14 protein-coding genes and 1 pseudogene are annotated in these 17816 nt (G+C 69.4%); 7 read left to right on the top strand and 8 right to left on the bottom strand.

Annotation, left to right across the window (positions count from 1 at the left end; all coding sequences use genetic code 11):
• A complete protein-coding gene (locus C5F48_RS16070; RefSeq protein ID WP_181247714.1) occupies window positions 1–876 on the bottom strand; it encodes a PRC-barrel domain-containing protein in 876 nt (291 codons plus the stop codon).
• A 319-nt stretch (window positions 877–1195) separates the two neighbouring features.
• Between C5F48_RS16070 and C5F48_RS16065 the strand changes: the two genes are divergently transcribed.
• Window positions 1196–3964, top strand: coding sequence for a membrane-bound PQQ-dependent dehydrogenase, glucose/quinate/shikimate family (locus tag C5F48_RS16065; protein WP_373454349.1), 2769 nt, complete (start codon window positions 1196–1198; stop codon window positions 3962–3964).
• Between the two features lie 61 nt (window positions 3965–4025).
• On the opposite strand, the gene C5F48_RS16060 is transcribed toward C5F48_RS16065, so the two are convergent.
• Window positions 4026–4955, bottom strand: coding sequence for a LysR family transcriptional regulator (locus C5F48_RS16060; protein WP_107664894.1), 930 nt, complete (start codon window positions 4953–4955; stop codon window positions 4026–4028).
• A 65-nt stretch (window positions 4956–5020) separates the two neighbouring features.
• Here C5F48_RS16060 and C5F48_RS16055 point away from each other — a divergent pair, with 65 nt between their 5' ends.
• A complete protein-coding gene (locus C5F48_RS16055) occupies window positions 5021–7882 on the top strand; it encodes an FAD-binding and (Fe-S)-binding domain-containing protein (RefSeq protein ID WP_107664893.1) in 2862 nt (953 codons plus the stop codon).
• Window positions 7883–7909: 27 nt separating this feature from the next.
• A complete protein-coding gene (locus C5F48_RS16050; RefSeq protein WP_107664892.1) occupies window positions 7910–9070 on the top strand; it encodes a LysR family transcriptional regulator in 1161 nt (386 codons plus the stop codon).
• Window positions 9071–9073: 3 nt separating this feature from the next.
• Here the strand turns inward: C5F48_RS16050 and C5F48_RS16045 are convergent, their stop codons facing one another.
• Window positions 9074–9961, bottom strand: coding sequence for a DUF1932 domain-containing protein (locus tag C5F48_RS16045; RefSeq protein WP_107664891.1), 888 nt, complete (start codon window positions 9959–9961; stop codon window positions 9074–9076).
• Window positions 9962–10249: 288 nt separating this feature from the next.
• Here C5F48_RS16045 and C5F48_RS16040 point away from each other — a divergent pair, with 288 nt between their 5' ends.
• The 3 genes from C5F48_RS16040 to C5F48_RS16030 are packed head-to-tail and all read left to right on the top strand — an operon-like array spanning window position 10250 to window position 12762.
• A complete protein-coding gene (locus tag C5F48_RS16040) occupies window positions 10250–10984 on the top strand; it encodes a PIG-L deacetylase family protein (protein WP_107664890.1) in 735 nt (244 codons plus the stop codon).
• A 58-nt stretch (window positions 10985–11042) separates the two neighbouring features.
• On the top strand, window positions 11043–11714 hold the full coding sequence (locus C5F48_RS16035) for a 4-carboxy-4-hydroxy-2-oxoadipate aldolase/oxaloacetate decarboxylase (RefSeq protein ID WP_107664889.1): 672 nt from the start codon (window positions 11043–11045) through the stop codon (window positions 11712–11714).
• The gene (locus tag C5F48_RS16030; protein WP_107664888.1) at window positions 11707–12762 is read left to right on the top strand and encodes a 4-oxalomesaconate tautomerase; all 1056 of its coding nucleotides are present in this window, start codon (window positions 11707–11709) and stop codon (window positions 12760–12762) included. Before C5F48_RS16035 ends, C5F48_RS16030 begins: the two co-directional genes overlap by 8 nt.
• A gap of 112 nt (window positions 12763–12874) precedes the next feature.
• Here the strand turns inward: C5F48_RS16030 and C5F48_RS16025 are convergent, their stop codons facing one another.
• The 5 genes and pseudogenes from C5F48_RS16025 to C5F48_RS16005 form a co-directional block, all read right to left on the bottom strand.
• Window positions 12875–13234, bottom strand: a complete 360-nt coding sequence (locus C5F48_RS16025) for a helix-turn-helix domain-containing protein (protein ID WP_107664887.1) — start codon at window positions 13232–13234, stop codon at window positions 12875–12877.
• Window positions 13234–13518 (bottom strand): annotated as a pseudogene (locus tag C5F48_RS16020) (type II toxin-antitoxin system RelE/ParE family toxin); the annotation flags it as partial. The gene C5F48_RS16025 and the pseudogene C5F48_RS16020, both read right to left, overlap by 1 nt.
• Window positions 13519–13934: 416 nt before the next feature.
• The gene (locus C5F48_RS16015) at window positions 13935–14351 is read right to left on the bottom strand and encodes a tripartite tricarboxylate transporter TctB family protein (protein WP_181247712.1); all 417 of its coding nucleotides are present in this window, start codon (window positions 14349–14351) and stop codon (window positions 13935–13937) included.
• 56 nt (window positions 14352–14407) lie between these two features.
• Window positions 14408–15412 carry a tripartite tricarboxylate transporter substrate binding protein gene (locus C5F48_RS16010; protein WP_211314596.1) on the bottom strand — a complete coding sequence of 335 codons (1005 nt, stop codon included), beginning with the start codon at window positions 15410–15412 and terminating at the stop codon, window positions 14408–14410.
• Between the two features lie 44 nt (window positions 15413–15456).
• On the bottom strand, window positions 15457–16953 hold the full coding sequence (locus C5F48_RS16005) for a tripartite tricarboxylate transporter permease (protein WP_107664885.1): 1497 nt from the start codon (window positions 16951–16953) through the stop codon (window positions 15457–15459).
• 577 nt (window positions 16954–17530) lie between these two features.
• Between C5F48_RS16005 and C5F48_RS16000 the strand changes: the two genes are divergently transcribed.
• Window positions 17531–17816, top strand: a 286-nt coding sequence (locus C5F48_RS16000; RefSeq protein ID WP_146170618.1) for a hypothetical protein, incomplete at its 3' end; no start/stop codon positions are given.

The raw sequence follows: 17816 nt of genomic DNA, 5'->3' as shown, positions 1-17816 counted from the left end.
CTACTGGCCGATGCGCTCGTAGTCGAAGGCCTCGAGCTCCATCGCCTGCGCCTCGTCGAAGGGCAGGTAATAGGCGCTGGCCCCGGGGTTCCAGCCCGCGCCAGTGCCGACACCTGTGCCAGTGCCGGCGCCTGTGCCAGTGCCTGTGCCAGTGCCCGCACCTGTGCCGGCGCCTGTGCCCGTGCTGGTCCCGGTGCCCATTCCTGCGCCGCCATAGGGATAGGCCTGATAGGCCCGCCCGCCATAGGCCGCGTCGCGCTGCACGATGATGCCGGTGACTTGGCCGTCCTGCAGGATCGCGTCGCTGACATAGCCGTAGTTGCGGTAGCGGGTGGTGTCGCCCAGCCGCGCCGTGTCGCCGATCAGCTCGCTGATCCGCCAGGCGCGGCCCTGAACCTCGGCGTCGTCGACCGCCTCGATGGTCTCGGACCCGGCGGTTCCGGCCTCGATCCAGTCGGTGCCCTCCTCGCCGAACCAGCCGTAGTCGTCGAGCGACTCCTCGGTCACCGGAACGGTGATGCCGCCGTCGTCGCGCGGCTGGACCTGGTCGAAGGGGATGCTCACATGGGTGTCGCCGATGTCCCAGAGCCCGCCGATCTCGGCGATGACCGAGAGCACGCGCCCGTCCGCCCCGACCACGAGGTCCTCGACAACGCCGATCTCGTCGCCCTCGGGGCCGTAGACATCGGTGTCGCCGGTGAACATCGAGGCGCTGACGGCGTTCCGGTAGAGGCTTTCCGTCGACCAGTCGCCCTGGCTCCCGGCTTGTGCCGCCGGGGCGGCGGGGGCGGCTGTCTCCTGCGCAAGGGCCGGCGCCGCGCCCATCGTCAGGGCGAGCAGAAGGGTCGTGCGTCGCTTTGTGGCGTTGAGGGTCATGTCGTCCTCCTCTTGTTGCGTTGACGGCCTCGGATGGCCTGACCGGGGAATCAGTCCCTCCCGGCTATGTTCCGCCAAATCGGGACCACCGGCCGCCGCGATCCGCTTGCCGCCTGAAATCGCTGCGCTTTCTTCCGGGTCGTGATCGGACCGCCGCGGCGGGACGTTCCCCGCGGGCGCAGCGGATCGGCCGCCGGCACGCCTGCGGCGGCGTCCGACGCAGGTCCATCGCGGGGTTTCCGGCCAGAAACATTGTCTTTTTTCGGGAACACTGCCCTCTCTCCCCGGTTCGCAGAGTGACAGGACAAGGAGGATGACGATGGAAAAAGTGCAATCCCGTAGCGTCGGAGACTGGTTGGTGATGGTTCTCGCTGTCGTCGTCCTCGTCTTCGGCCTGCTCATCACCGCCGGCGGCGCCTGGCTCGCGACGCTCGGCGGGTCGTGGTATTATCTGCCGGCCGGCGTCGGGCTGCTGGTCACCGGTTGGCTGCTGATGCAGAGGTCGATGACCGCCGTCTGGGTCTACCTCGCGGTCTTCGCCGGCACCGTCTTCTGGGCCTTCTGGGAGGCCGGGATGAACGGCTGGGCCCAGGTGCCGCGGCTGGTGGCGCCGACGGTGATCCTCGTCCTCGTGCTCGCCTCGATCCCGGTCCTGCGGCGCTCGCACCACTCGGCCCAACCGGGCCGGACAGTGGCCGGCGCGCTGGCCGCGGTCGGCCTCGGCAGCCTCTTGGCGATGCTGCCGGGCCAGGCGATGCGGGCGCAGGAGACCGCTCCGGCCGAGGACGCCGCCCCCGGGACGCAACCCGCGCCCGTGCCCTCGCCCACCGAGACGCAGCCCGCGCCCGTGCCCTCGCCCACCGAGGAGACCGCTCCGGCGACGCAACCTGCCACGGTCCAGGACGCCGCTCCGGCAACGGAAGCCACGCCGACCGAGGAACCTGCCCCCACCGGGGAAACCGCCCCTGCAGCGCCGGAGACGGCGCCTGCCGATGTTCCGACGCCGACCATGCCCGCCTTGCCGGAGGCGGCGGAGACCCCCGCGCCCACGGATGCCCCGGCCACGGAAGCGGCCGACCCTGCCGGTGACGAGGGCTCCGACGAGGAGAGCATCGACGCGGTGAACACCGCCGATGCGCCGCCCGAGGCGGTCTCAAGCACCGCACGCGCAGCCTTACCGGTGCTCGAGACCGGCGCCGACTGGCCGGCCTATGGCGGCTCCACCGAGGCGCGGCGCTTCTCGCCGCTCGACCAGATCAACACCACCAACATCGGCAATCTCGAACGGGTCTGGACCTTCAACACCGGCGACCTGCCCACCGAGGCGGCCGAAGGGCAGTATTCGCCCGAGAACACCCCGCTCAAGGTCGGTGACGATCTCTTCGTCTGCACGCCGATGGGCATGATCATCGCGGTCGACGCGGCCACCGGGCTGGAGGAATGGCGCTTCGATCCCGAGGTGTCCGAGGACGCGATCCCCTATGGCGCAACCTGCCGCGGCGTCGCCTATTTCGAGACGCCGGGCGCCGCAGCCGACGAGCTCTGCGCCAACCGGATCCTCTGGGGCACGCTCGACGCCCGGCTGATCGCGGTCGACGCGGCGCTCGGCCAGCCCTGCGCCGACTTTGGCGAGAACGGCGAGGTCGATCTGGAGCGCGGGCTCGGCGACACGGTGCCGGGCTGGTATGCCATCACCTCGCCGCCGACCATCGTGCGCGGCGTGGCGGTGATGGGCGCGCAGGTGAAGGACGGCCAGGCCGAGGACAGCCCCTCGGGCGTGGTCCGCGGCTATGACGCGGTGACCGGCGAGCTGGCCTGGGCCTGGGATCTCGGCAATCCAGAGAACCGGGGAGCGCCGGCCGAAGGCGAGGTCTACACCCGCGGCACGCCAAACATGTGGACCATCGCCGCCGCCGACGAGGAGCTGGGGCTGGTCTACCTGCCGCTCGGCAATTCGGCGGTGGACTATTACGGCAGCAACCGCAGCGAGGCGGAGAACGAATACGCCACCTCGCTGGTGGCGGTGGACGCCACGACCGGCGAGGATGTCTGGCATTTCCAGACGGTCTACAACGACGTCTGGGATTATGACCTCGGCTCGCAGCCGAGCCTCGTCGACTTCCCGACGGCGGATGGCACGGTGCCGGCGCTGGTGCTGTCGTCGAAGCAGGGCGACATCTTCATCCTCGACCGCGCGACCGGCGAGCCGCTGGTCCCGGTGGAGGAGCGCCCGGTGCCGACCGATCTCGGCGTCGAGCAGGACTACCTCTCGCCGGTGCAGCCCTTCTCCACCTACCACAGCCTGCTGATGGACGATCTGGAGGAGAAGGACATGTGGGGCATGACCCCGCTGGACCAGCTCTGGTGCCGCATCCAGTTCCGTCGCGCCAACTATGCCGGCGTCTACACCCCGCCGACCGCCGATGCGCATTGGATCCAGTATCCGGGCTACAACGGCGGTCAGGACTGGGGCTCGATGGCGGTGGACACGGAGCGCGGCATCCTGATCGCGAACTACAACGACATGCCGAACTTCAACCGGCTGCTGCCGCGCGAGGAGGCCGACGAGATGGGTGTGCGGCCGATCTTCGACCCGGCCTACGAGCCGGGCGGACCCGAGGCCGGGCCGCAGCTGGGCTCGCCCTACGCGATCTCGGTGAACGCCGGCTGGCGCTTGCCCTTCACCGGCCTGCTCTGCACCGAGCCGCCCTATGGCGGGATCCGGGCCATCGACCTCGCCACCGGCGAGACGCTCTGGGACGAGCCGATCGGCACGGCGCGGCGCAACGGTCCCTTCGGCATCCCGAGCATGCTGCCGATGAAGATCGGCACGCCGAACAACGGCGGGCCGGTGGCGACGGCGGGCGGGCTGATCTTCATCGCGGCCGCGACGGATGACCTGATCCGCGCCATCGACATCGAGACCGGCGAAACCGTCTGGGAGGACGCGCTGCCCGGCGGCGGCCAGACCACGCCGATCACCTACGAGGTCGGCGGCCGGCAGTTCGTGGTGATCTACCCCGGCGGCCACCACTTCATGGAGACGCCGATCAGCGACGCGGTGATCGCCTACGCCCTGCCGGAATAGGCGGGCCCCTTCCCCGGCGGCCCGTCTTCGCAGCGGGCTGCCGGGTTCTAGCGTGGCGAGGCTACTCGCCCGCCTCCGCCAGATGGCCGAAGCGCCGCTCCAGCGCGGCGACGAAGGCCCGGCCCGCCGGCGAGGGCGGGCGCTGCGCCGGCTCGATCAGGTAAAGCGTGCGCCACAGCTCCAGATCCGTCAGCGGCACGAAGCGGATGCGCGGATCGTTGAACAGCGTGACCGCGTTCTGCGGCAGAAGCCCCACCCCCAGCCCGGCGCGGATCAGGCAGAGCTGCGCGATGGTCGAATAGGCGGTGATCCGCGGTTGCAGCAGCGCCCGCGGCACCGCGCCGCTCTGCAGCAGCAGTTGCGAGGCACCGCTGTCCGGGTCGAGCCCGATCAGCGTCTCGGCCGCCACATCCGCCAGCCGCACCTCCTTCGCCGCGACCAGCGGGTGATCCGCCGGACAGGCGAGGCCGAAGGCGTCGCGCAGGATCGGCCGCTGGCGCAGGTCGGGCGAGCGCAGCGCCCGGCCGGCGACCGCGAGATCCAGCTGGCCCTCCGCCACCATCCGTGCCAGCCGCTCGGCGATGTCGTCATGCAGCATGCAGCTGAGGGCCGGGTGGTCGCGCATGAACTCCGCCAGCAGCGGCGCCAGCAGTTCCGAGATCGCCGAGGGCGAGGCCCCGATCGACAGCGAGCCTGCCTCCAGCCCGGCGGTCTGGCGCAGCCGGGTCACCGCCCGGTCCAGCCCCAGCATCAGCGGCCCCGTCTCGTCGAGGAAGGCCTGCCCCAGCGGCGTGACCGTCGCCGGGCGGCTGGAACGGTCGAAGAGCGCCGCCCCGACCGAGTCCTCGATCTGGCGCACGATCTCGGACAGCGCCGAGGGCACGATCCCCAGCGCCGCCGCCGCGGCGCTGAACGACCCCGCCTCCGCCACCGCATGCAGGGCGCGCAGGTGGCGCAGGTTTATGTTCAGGTTTTCCGAATTTATCTTCATGCCTTTCCATTTTTATAGAACAGCCGGCTGTGGTCAACTGCGCCGATCACAGCGAAAGGCCAGCCATGCGCGACTTCAGCCCGACCGAGACCGCCATCGACGCGCTGGCCGAAGCCCTGCGGCGGGCGGGGTTCTTCGGCGAGATCGAGCAGGACAGCGCCCTGCGCGCGGCCATGTCCACCGACAACTCGGTCTACCAGATCGCGCCCGACCTGATCGTCGCCCCGCGCGAAGCCGCCGATCTCGTCACCCTGCTGCGCGTTTTGGGCGAGGAGGCCTTCGCCGGCATCGCCCTGACCGCGCGCGGCGGCGGCACCGGGACCAATGGCCAGAGCCTGAACAGCGGGGTGATCGTCGACCTGCGGCGGCACATGAACCGGCTGATCCGGCTCGACGCCGCCGAGGGCTGGGCGGATGTCGAGCCCGGCATGGTGCTGGACGAGCTGAACGACGCGCTCCGCCCCTCCGGCTGGTTCTTCGCGCCGGAAACCTCGACCTCGACCCGTTGCACCATCGGCGGCATGGTCAGCACCGACGCTTCGGGCAAGGGCTCGCGGGTCTATGGCAAGACCTCCGACAACCTGCTCGGGCTCGAGATCGCCCGGCCCGAAGGCCTGCTCTCCAGCTTAGACCCCGCCCCCGGCTGGGCGGCGCCCTTGCTGGCCGAGGCCGAAGCGGCAGCGCGCGCCGGGCGGGCCGCCTTCATCGCCAACACCCCCCGTCTCAACCGCCGCTTCACCGGCTATGATCTGGAGCGCGCCTGCCCTGAGGGCGGCGGCTTCGAGTGGTGGCGGCTGTTCCTCGGGGCCGAGGGCACGCTGGGGCCGATCAGCCGCATCCGGGTGAAGCTCAGGCGGATCGAGCCGGAGAAGCGGCTGATCGTGGCGGGCTTCGACAGTTTCCGCAACGCGCTGGCCGCCGCCGCGCCGCTGCTGGCGGCCGACCCGACGGCGGTCGAGGTGATGGACGAGACGGTGCAGGAGATCGCCTACCGCTCCGGCATCCTCGGCCGGCTGCCCGCCGCGCTGCAGGCGGTGGCGGGCCAGCGCGTCGCCTATCTGTTCATCGAGATCAACGGCGACGACCCGGCCGAGGTCGCGGCCCGCATCGAGGCATGCCGGCGCATCGTGGCGGGCCTGCCCGGCGCGGGGGCGGTGCATGTCGCCGCCGACCGGGCCGAGATCCGCGAGCTCTGGGCGATCCGCTCGGCGGGCGTCGGGCTGCTGGGCAAGGTGGACGGCCCGGCGCGGCCGATCGCCTTCGTCGAGGACACCGTGGTGCCGCCGGAGAACCTGCCTGCCTTCGTCGACGACTTCCTCGCCGTGCTGTCGCGTCACGGGCTCGGCTTCGGCATCTACGGCCATGTCGATGTCGGCTGCCTGCACATCCGCCCGGCGCTGAACATCGATCTGGCCGAGGACCGCGCCCGGCTGGTGGCGGTGTCGGACGCGATCTTCGCCCTGACCCGCAAGCATGGCGGCGTGTTCTGGGGCGAGCATGGCAAGGGGGTGCGCGGCGCCTATCTGCGCGACTGGATCGGGCCCGAGGCCTATGCCGCGCTGCAGGGGGTGAAGGCCGCCTTCGATCCGGGCGACCGCTTCAACCCGGGCAAGCTCGTCTCTAACGCCACCCCGATCCTCGGCATCGCCACCACCCCGTTCCGCGCCTTCAACGCACCGGAGGGCGACCCGCTGACCAAGGCCTTCCGCTGCAACGGCAATGCGCAATGCCTGAGCTACGCCGCGACCACGCCGATGTGCCCCAGTTTCAAGGCCAGCGCCGACCTGCGCCACAGCCCCAAGGGCCGCGCCGACGCGTTGCGCGGCTGGCGCCGGGCGCGGGCCGAGGATGACCCCGACCTGCCGCGGATCGAGGCCGATCTGATGGGCGTGCTCGACACCTGTCTCGGCTGCAAGGCCTGCGCCTCGAGCTGCCCGGTGCAGGTCGATATCCCGACGATGCGCTCGGCCTTCCTCGCCGATCACTACAGCCGCCACCGGCGTTCCTTCGCGGAGCGGCTGGTGCTGGCGGCGGAGCGGCACAGCCCGCTGGCCGTCCGGCTGGCCCCGGTGCTGGCCCCGCTCTGGCCGCTGATGGCGCGGGTCGGCGAGGCGCTGACCGGCAGCACCGACCTGCCCGACCGGCTCGCCCCGCGGGCAAAACCGCCGCTGCTGCTGCGCGAGGCGGAGCTGGATGGGCCGCTGCCGCCCGGCAGCGTGGTGCTGGTGCAGGACTGGTTCACCGCGCTCTTCGACGGCGCGGCGCAACGGGACGTGGTGGCCGGGCTGACCGCGCTCGACTACACCCCCCGGCTCCTGCCGATGCGCCCCGCCGGCAAGGCGGCGCAGGGCGCGGGCGATCTGACCGGCTTCCGCCGCATGGCCGAACGGCTGGCCGCGCTGCTGGAGCGCGCCAAAGCCACCGGCGCGCCGCTTTTGGCCTTCGAGCCCGCCTTCGGCATGATGCTGCGGCAGGACTATCCGAAAGCCGGCATCGACCTGCCGCCGGTGCGCATGGTGCAGGAGTTCCTCGCCGAGGAGGCCCGGACCCGCGCCTTTCCGCAGGCGCGGGAGGCCGCCCCGGCCCGGCTGCTGTCGCATTGCACCGAGGCGACGGCGCATCCGGAGAGCCCCGCCGCCTGGGCGGCGGTCTTCGCCGCCATCGGCGTCAAGCTGGAGACGCCGGCCACCGGCTGCTGCGGCATGGCCGGCCTCTTCGGCCACCAGCGCCGGCACCAGCCGGTGTCACGCCGGCTGTTCGAGATGTCGTGGCGTCCGCAGCTGGAGGACGGCGCCGAGGTGATGGCCACCGGCTTCTCCTGCCGCTGCCAGGGCGAGCGCCTCGCCGACCGCGCCCTGCCCCACCCGCTCGGCATCGTGGCGCGGCTGCTGGACCCCGCCTTGCCTCCCGGCGCCGCGCGCCGGTAAGGTGGCGCGAGCGCAGCGGGGAGCCCCATGCCGGCCAGCATACGCCATCTGAGGATGTTCCACGCGCTCGGCCGCACCAATTCGGTGACGCGCACGGCGGAGCTCTGCCATGTCTCGCAGCCGGCGGTAACCCAGGCGATCGGCAAGCTGGCCAAGGAAACCGGGCAGGTGCTGTTCCAGCGCAGCCCGCAGGGTCTGTTCCTGACAGAGGCCGGCGAGGTGCTGCACCACCGCGCCAGCCGGGCGCTGCAGCGGCTGGACGCCGCGATGGCCGACATGGCGCATGAGATCCGCATCCAGGCGACCTGGTCGCAGCTCACCGCGCTGATCGCCGTGACCGAGGTGGAGAATTTCACCCTCGCCGCCCGCAGGCTTGGCCTGTCGCAGCCGACGGTGCACCGCGCCGCCGCCATGCTGGAACAGGCGGCGGGCACGATGTTCTTCCAGCGCACCGCGCACGGGCTGATCACCACCCGCGCCGGCGAGCAACTGGCCCAGGCCGCGCGGCTGGCGCTGGCCGAGCTCAGCCAGGCGGACTCCGATCTGGCGATGCTCGCCGGGCGCGAGGTCGGGCGGATCGTCATCGGCGCGCTGCCGCTGTCGCGCTCGGGCTGGCTGCCGACGGCGATCCTGGCCTTTCGCCACCAGCGGCCCGGCTTTCCAATTGAGATCATCGACGGGCGCTATGACGAGCTGCTGCTGGGGCTGCGCCGCGGCGAGATCGACCTGGTGCTGGGGGCGCTGCGGCTGCCGAGCCCGATCGACGACATCACCCAGGAGCGGCTGTTCGACGACGAGGTCGTCGCCGTCGCCCGCGCCGGGCATCCTCTGGCCACGGCAAGGGAGCTGCGGCCCGAGGACACGTTCCGCTATCCCTGGGTCATGCCGCGCAAGTCGACGCCGATCCGCGGCATCCTCGACGGTTTCCTCGCCGAGGCGCCGAAGGCAGATGTGGTCGAGACCTCTTCGGTCATCGTGCTGCGCGAGATCCTGCGGGCCAGCGACTATCTCGGCGGGTTGTCGCGGATGCAGGCGGAGGTGGAGGCTCAGGTGCTGTCGATCCTGCCGATCCGTCTGCCGAACGCGCTGCGCCCGATCGGCGTGACGACCCGGGCCGGCTGGGAGCCGACCCGGGCGCAGCGGGATTTCCTGAACCTGCTGCGCAAGACATCGGTCGATCTGGCCTGAGCCTCAGAGCCTGCCGAGAATGGCGTCGGCCCGCGCGGCGAAGTTCTCCTCGCCCGCCTCCAGCCCGAGGTCGCCGATGCGCTGCTGCCAGTCGGCCGTGGCGCTGGCCAGCCCGTCGGGCAGGCCGAGCTCGCGCAGCGTCTCGGCCACCTCGCGCATCTCGGCCGCGCGCCGCTTGCCATGCACCATCATCCGCTCGAGGTTGTAGGCCGCCTGCTTCGGCCAGTCGATGGCCGGATTCGACGCCTGCAAGGAGGCCAGCACCCGGTCCTCGATCCCGGCCCGGCGCGCCGCCAGCAGGCATTCCGCCGTCAGCGCCTCCATGCCCTTGATCATCACCGAACGGATCATCTTGTTCGCCGAGGCCTCGCCCACCGTTTCGCCGACCGGCTTCGCCTCCATGCCGAGCGCGGCGAGCAGCGCGCCCGCCGCTTCGGCATGCGGCCCGGCGATCAGCAGCGGGGTGCGGTGCAGCTTCGGATAGACCGGCGCCATGATCGCCACGTCGACATAACGGCCGCCCGCAGCCTCGATGATGGCCGCCGCGCGGCGCTTGGCCCCGGGCGAGCAACTGTTGCCGTCGAGCCAGAGGGCGCCCGGCGCGAGGCAGGCCGCGGCCTGCTCCGCCGCCAGCACGGCGCGGTCGGCGGTGACGAGGCAGAACACCGCCTCCGCCCCGGCCAGCGCCGCCTGCCGGTCAGCAGCCAGCGTCACGCCCGAGCGTTCGGCCCGGGCGCGCGGCAGCGCCGCCGCCGCGGCGTCGTCGCCTTTCTCGTCATAGGCGCGGGCCTGACCGGCGATCTCCGGGCCCCAGCCGGTGGCGAAGGCTTCGGCAGCCTCGCCGAAGCCGATGAACCCCACGCGCGGCGCCGGGTGATCCTGCTTGCTCATCTTGTCGCTCTCCCATTTTTTCCGAGGAATAGGCGGGCCGGCGGGGCGCGCAAGACACCATAGCTCCCGCTTATGGCGCGGGCGCCGTTTCGAAAGCCATGGGCCGGCGCTGGCGGTCCCGGTCAAAGAACCATCCCCCCAGTCCCCCGCCGGATACCCATAGGAGGCGCGCCGCCGTGCAACCCTCGCGCCACAGGGAATAGCATAAACTTATCCCGCCCGACATGCTTCGGATTTGCCTCCCGGAGCCCACTGCGAGAGCCTGCCGGCAGCAATCCGGAGGACCCCATGCCACAATCCAAGACCGCGCTCGTCATCAGCGCCCATGCCGCCGATTTCGTCTGGCGTTGCGGCGGCGCCATCGCCCTGCATGCCGAGAAGGGCTATGACGTCACCGTCGTCTGCCTGTCCTTCGGCGAGCGCGGCGAAAGCGCGAAGCTCTGGAAAGACCCCGGCATGACGCTGGAAAAGGTGAAGTCCGCCCGTCGCGCCGAATCCGAAAAGGCGGCGCAGGCGCTCGGCGTGCATGACCTGATCGAGTTCGATCTGGGCGACTACCCGCTGCACCTGACGCAGGACGACAAGTTCCGTCTGGTCGAGGTGATCCGCAAGGTGCAGCCGCGCTTCATGCTCAGCCACTCGCAATGGGATCCCTACAACACCGACCACATGTATGCGACGCAGATCGCGCTGGAATGCCGGATGATCGCGCAGGCCTGGGGCCACGAGCCGGGGCAGAAGGTGCTGGGCGCGCCGCAGCTCTATCTCTTCGAGCCGCACCAGACCGAGCAGATGGGCTGGAAGCCCGACACCTTCCTCGACATCACCCCGGTCTGGGACAAGAAGCGCGCCGCCATCGAATGCATGGAGGGGCAGGAGCATCTGTGGGAGTATTACACCCGCGTCGCCCAGAACCGCGCCAACCACTTCATGCGCAATTCGGGCGGTCAGGCGGGCGGCCGCAAGGCCACCCATGCCGAGGGCTTCCAGTCCATCTTCCCGCGCACGGTCGACGAGCTCTGACCTGTCGCCCGGCGGTCCCCCCGCCAGGCTTTTCCATTCCCACAAGAAAGGTTGAACCATGGCCAAGGTCATCCAGTCCATCCAGCGCGCGGACCCGGCGACGATCGCCGGTCTGGCCGAGGCCGGCGCCTCCACCGTGCACGAGGCTCAGGGCCGCATCGGCTGCCTCGCCAGCTACATGCGCCCGATCTACGCCGGCGCCTGCATCGCAGGTTCCGCGGTGACGATCGGCGCGCCGCCCGGTGACAACTGGATGCTGCATGTCGCCATCGAGCAGCTGACGGAGGGCGACATCCTCGTGCTCGCCCCGACCTCGCCCTGCGACAACGGCTATTTCGGCGATCTGCTGGCCACCTCGGCCATGGCGCGCGGCTGTCGTGGATTGGTGATCGACGCGGGGGTGCGCGACATCCGCGACCTCACGGAGATGGGCTTCCCGGTCTGGTCCAAGGCGATCAGCGCCCAGGGCACGGTGAAGGAGACCCCCGGCTCGGTCAACGTGCCGGTGGTCTGCGCCGGGCAACTGGTCGAGGCGGGCGACGTGATCGTGGCCGATGACGACGGCGTCTGCGTGGTGCGCCGCGCCGATGCCGAAACCGTGCTCGCCGCCGCGCGCCAGCGGGTCGCGGCGGAGGAGGCCAAGCGCCAGCGGCTCGCCACGGGCGAACTCGGGCTCGACATCTACGGCATGCGGGCGCGGCTTGCGGCCAAGGGGCTCACCTATGTCTGAGGGCATCCCCTGCCTCTGGATGCGCGGCGGCACCTCGAAGGGCGCCTATTTCCTCGCTTCCGACCTGCCCGAAGACGAGGCGGCCCGCGATGACCTGCTGCTCGGCATCATGGGCTCGCCCGATCCGCGCCAGATCGACGGCATCGGCGGGGCCGATCCGCTGACCTCGAAGGTCGCGATCCTCTCGGCCCCCTCGCACCCCGATGCCGATGTGGATTACCTGTTCCTGCAGGTCTTCGTCGATCAGGCGCTGGTCTCCAGCGCGCAGGGCTGCGGCAACATCCTCGCCGGTGTCGGCCCCGCCGCCATCGAGCGCGGCCTCGTGGCGGTGGCGGGCGACGAGACCCCGGTGCGCATCCACATGCGCAACACCGGCGAGATCGCCCTCGCCCGCGTCCGCACCCCCGGCGGGCGGGTCAGCTACGGCGGCGAGGCCCGTATCGACGGCGTACCCGGCGCCGCCGCCCCGGTGGCGCTGATGTTCCAGGACATCGCGGGCTCGATGTGCGGCGCGCTTCTGCCCAGCGGCAATGCCGTCGACCGGATCGACGGCATCGACTGCACGCTGATCGACAACGGCATGCCCTGCGTCATCCTGCGGGCCTCCGATCTCGGCCTGACCGGGCAGGAGCCGCGCGAACAGCTTGATGCCGACACCGCGCTGAAGGCCCGGGTCGAGGCGATCCGGCTGAAGGCCGGGCCACTGATGACCTTGGGAGATGTGACGGAAAAGCCGGTGCCGAAGATGACGCTGGTCTCCGCCCCTGCCGCGGGCGGCGCGATCAGCACGCGCAGCTTCATCCCGCACCGCTGCCACGCCTCGATCGGCGTCTTTGCCGCCATCACCGTGGCCACCGCCTGCACCCTGCCCGGCTCGCCTGCGGCAGAGCTGGCGGTGCTGCCCACGGACGGGCGCTTCCTGATCGAACACCCGAGCGGTGCGGCGGAGGTGCTGATCGAGCGCGACGAAAACGGCGCGCTGATCGGCGCGGGCACGCTGCGCACGGCGCGCAAGCTCTTCGACGGCCGGGTGTTTCCGCGCGATTGACTTTCGGAGCGGAGCAAGACGAAAGGGGCGGGAGAACAACCGGAGCCATTCCAAGTTGCAGGACACGGGCGGCACATCCTTGCCGTTTGTGTCCTTCCGTTGCGTCGCCAGCTCAGGCGGTCACGAGAGTCCGGACCTTCTCGTTTCGAACGAAGTAGCGCGACCCGTCCTTTTTAGAGGACTTGCTGAAGCCGATCTCGACATCTCGGTCGAGCTTGACCATGATGTCGAGAAGCTTCTCAAGGGAGAACCCTTGGATCTTACCGTTCTTGAGCGCTGAGATCTTGGGTTGTGGCAGGCCGAGCAGTTCTGCGGCCTGGACTTGAGTCAGGTGACGGTGGCGCAGGATGGAGTTGATCTGGCCAACAATGGCAGCTTTCAGCTTCAGTTCGGGCGCATCTTCGAGACAGAGATCGGCAAAGACGTTGCCGCTTCCGACTTCGATCTCCAGCGGGCGCTGATCTTCGGTCATTAGCTCTTCCCTTTCTCTTTATTCGCTTCGGCGAGCGCCTGCCTGATCCTGCGCAGGCGGGTCTTGATCAACTCCAGATCGGGCTTGGGCGTCTTGATCCCGATCGTTGACTTCTTCTGAAATGAATGCAGGACGTAGATGTCGTCCCCAAGCTTCACGGCATAGACGGACCGATACGTATCACCGTCGTGGTCGGCCACGATCTCGAAGACGCCAGCCCCCAAACCCGTCATCGGCTTGCTGTAGTCGGCCTTTCGACCCATCTGAGCTTCACTCAGCGCGTAACCTACCTCAGTCCCGGACGTCCTTCGGAAAGGTCAGTAGCTGTTTCTTCGAGTCATACAGCCAGCTGATCCGTCGTTCTCGCTTCTCCGCCAACCCCATCTCCCTATATACCAGAATAGGTATATTTTTCCGTCTGTCAAATACTTTGTCCACACTCAAGCAGCCCAACGCCCCGAGGTTTCGGATGGCTCCAGTATATTGGCCGCAACCGCGTTGAGGTGAGGCCCCAGGTGATGCTTGGCACTTGAGGGTTCACTGCAGGAAACTCGAACTTCCCGCCGATCCGCATCTGCGGACAGAACAATCGGAAAGATTATGCAATAATGACAGACACCTGCCAACACGAGGTTGGCAGGCTGGCGGGACGGATGTCTACAATGTGGAACGGCTCCAGAAGACCCCGCCCCTTCGCGCCTCAGGGCATCGGCAGTCCGAGCAGCATCTGGAACAGCAGCACCGCGATAAGCCAGATCCCGACGCCGGTCGCCACCGCGCGCAGCAGCCGGTGCGGCCCGTCGAAGAGCAGCGTCGTCAGCGCCGAGGCCAGCGCGATCGCCAGCGCCAGCCCGAGCCAGGGCACCGCCACCAGCGCCAGCACGAAGATGCCGAGCGCCAGCCCCGCCCGGTGGCTCTGCGCGAACTGGCCCGGCACGGCGGCGAAGCTGCCGCGCAGGGTCAGCCCGAGATAGGCCAGCGAGCAGACGAGCGCGAAGATGCCGATCTGCAGTGGCAGCGCGCCGGGGCCGACATCGCCGCTCGAATGGCCCTCGGGCAGCGCCCGCGCCGCCACGAGGAAGGCGACGCTGGCCGCAAGGCAGACTGCACCGGCCACAAGCTCGCTGACCGGACGGGTCCGGTCAGCCTGGCTCGGGGAAGGAGCGTCGCCGCTCACTGCAGGAAGCCTGCGGATTTCAGGAACTCGGCCTGCGCCTCGAGATCCTTCCGGGTGCGCTCGGTGAACTCCGCCTCACCCCAGTTCGGGCTGTCCTGGAACTGCTCCTGCTGGAAGGTCTTCCACTCTTCCGAGGCCGTCACCTTGTCGATGGCGGTCTGGATCGAGGCTACCACGTCATCGGGGGTCCCGGCCTTCACGGCGATCCCGCGCCAGATGGCGCCCTCGATGTCATAGCCCTGCTCCTTGAAGGTCGGCGCGTCGGGCAGGAAGGGCGACCGCTCGGCCGTGGTCACGCCCAGCAGGCGGAAGTCGCCGCTCTGCACCTGCGACAGGCCGGTGGAGGGCGTCATCATCGCCGCGTCGATATGGTCGCCCAGCAGCGCCAGCGTCACCTTGCCCGAGGCGTCATGCGGGATCCAGCCGCTCTCGAAGCCGCCCTGCTGCATCATCTGGTAGAGCATGTACTGGTGGAACCCGCCCGAGGAATGGCCGCCGACCTTCAGCCCGTTGGGGTTTTCCTTCATGTAGGCCACGAAGTCGTCGACGGACTGCAACGGGCTGTCCTTGGCGACCGCCAGCGACGAGGGCTCGGACTGCATGGCGCGCAGCAGCCGCAGATCCTCCAGCTTGAAGGGAATGAGCCCCTGCGCGATGCCGAAGGTCAGCGTGCCGGTCAGCACGAGGATGCTGTAGCCATCCGCCGGCTGGGTCACGATCTGCGACAGGCCCACGGCGCCGCTGCCGCCCGGACGGTTGTCGACCTTCACGGTCCAGCCGCCCTCGCGCTCCAGAAGCTCGGCCAGCTTGCGGCCATAGGTGTCGAGCGTGCCGCCCGCACCGGACCAGACCACCAGAGTTACCGGCTTCTCCGGAAATTCGGCAGCGGCGATCTGCGGCAGCGCCATGGCTCCCGCGGCCAGACAGACCGCGGCGACGGCATTGCGCACGAAGGCTGCGATCCGGCGCGGGCCAGTGGTCTCAGAGGGTCTCGCGTTCATCGTTTCTCTCTCCCTTGAATGGATGGACATAGCGCCTGACCTCCTCAGGCGGCGCTGTGGCTGGCGGCCCTGCGGGCGCGCCAGGCACGACGGATCGGCACCATGATGCTGATCAGGCTGAGGATCAGGAACAGCACGCTGATCGGGTCGGTCAGGAAGATCATGTAATCCCCTCGCGACGACACCAGCGCGGTGCGGTAGTTCGACTCGATCAGGTAGCCCAGCACCATGGCCAGGATGACCGGCGCGACGGGGAAGCTCAGCTTCTTCATCACATAGCCGAGCAGACCGAACCCCAGCGTCAGCCAGACGTCGAACATCAGGTTGCGGATGGCGAAGGCGCCCAGCACGGCGAAGGCCATGATCCCGGCGGCGATCACCCCTTCGGGCAGCAGCACCGTGCGCGCCATGATCGGCAGGAACAGCGAGCCGACCAGGTATTGCACCAATGAGGCGATGATGACGCCGAAGAGGATGGCATAGACCAGCGTCGGCTCCTCGGTGAAGAGCTGCGGCCCGGGGTGCAGCCCGTGCATGATCAGCGCGCCCATCATGATCGCCGTGGTGGGCGAGCCGGGTACGCCGAGCGCCAGGAGCGGCACCAGCGCCCCGCCGACGGTGGCATTGTTCGAGGCTTCCGGCGCCGCGATGCCATTGGCCGCGCCCTTGCCATACTCCTCGGGGTTCTTGTCGCGGGCGCGGGCATAGTCGCGCGCCACCCAGCAGGCGATGTTGCCACCGACGCCCGGCAGGATGCCCAGCAGCGTGCCGATCACCGATCCCGACAGCATGGATCGCCAGGTTTCCTTCCACAGCCCCAACGACAGGAACACATGCCCGACCCGCGTCTTGCCCAGCGGCTTCTTGCGTGCCTGCTTCTCGGCCAGCGAGATCGCCTCCGACACGGCAAAAAGCCCGATCAGCGCGGCAAGGAAGGGCACGCCCTCGTAGAGCTCGAACTGGCCGAAGGTGAAGCGCGGCGTGCCGGCGATCGGGTCGATGCCCACCGTCGCCAGCGCCAGACCGAGCCCGGCGCCCAGAAGCCCCTTCACCAGCGACCCGCCCGCAAGCGCCGCGACCGAGGTGAGACCGAAGAGGCCGACCGCGAAATAGCCCGCAGGTCCGAACTGCAACGCAAGGCTCGCCAGCGGCATCGCCAGCAGCAGCAGCGCGAGCCCGCCCAGCACGCCGCCCACGGTCGAGGCGGTCAGCGAGATCGAGATCGCCTCGTTCGCCTTGCCCTTCTGCGCCATGGCGTAGCCGTCGATCGCCGTCGCCGCAGCGGCGGCGGTTCCGGGGGTCGACAGCAGGATCGCGCTGATCGAGCCGCCATATTCCGCCGAGGTGTAGAGCGAGATCATCAGCAGCATGCTGAGTTCGGGGGACATGGTGTAGGTGAAGGGGATGAGCAGGCTCAGCCCGATCGACGGCCCGAGGCCGGGAAGCGCGCCGATGACCATCCCCAGCAGGGCGCCGATCAGCAGCACAGCGATGCCCGACAGGCTGAAGATCACCCCCAGAGACTGGATGATGCCGTCCATGAAATCCCTCCGATTGCCCCCTGCCGGGCGCCGTTCTCCTCCCGGCGGCCCGACCTTCCGATGCTGCCTTTGTGCGGGTGAGACCCACCAGTAACAATTCACAACTGCCCCGAGGAAAATAACTTGATGCTATAGGCCTGCGAAACGGGCTCCGGCGCGGGCCCGACAGGGGCCCGCGTTCGCTCGCGCTTCGGCCCGTTTTTCCACGCGGGCCTGATGGGGAACACGCAGCGATGGATGCAGGACCATGACGCCCGTCGCCATGCCGCAACTGTTCTGGGATCAGCGCCGGCGCAAGGAGCTGCAACCCGCTTGGTCGAAGGGACAGCCCAGGCAGCGGTTCAGGGAGGCATGACCTGCCGACGCAGCCGTGCCGCTCCGACGGATCGCGAAGGATCGGGACTGTCGCCGTGCTCCCTGCCCACCGCGACATGCCTCGGCCGTCGAAATCGGGGCTGATCCGGGCAAAGGCCGCTCTCCACGCTTCAAACTGATCCGTCACTCGTCCTCTCTTTCAGGAACAATGCCGGCATCCCCCTGTTCGCCAGAGACCCATCAGCAAACGGAGGATACCTTGATGACCAGGAACAAGACGCAGATCCGCGTCTGGCTGCTTGGCACAGCCATGACCGCAGCCCTCGCCGGCCCGTCGGCAGCCCAGGCGCCGGCCCTGATGTCGGAGGAGGAAATGGCCAACCTCGTCGAAGAATGCCGCCTCGTGGCGGATGACTACGCCCAGCTCGGCGACGAGCAGATCATTACCCGCGAGGAGATGACCCGCATCCTCACGCTGAACCAGGCGACCGAGTGCGACGCGGTCCGGCAGCGGCTGACGCAGGAGGACAGCGCGGTCGCCACGGATG

Source organism: Cereibacter changlensis JA139 (assembly GCF_003034985.1).
Lineage (GTDB): Bacteria > Pseudomonadota > Alphaproteobacteria > Rhodobacterales > Rhodobacteraceae > Cereibacter > Cereibacter changlensis.
This window is presented reverse-complemented; position numbering and strand designations above follow the sequence as displayed.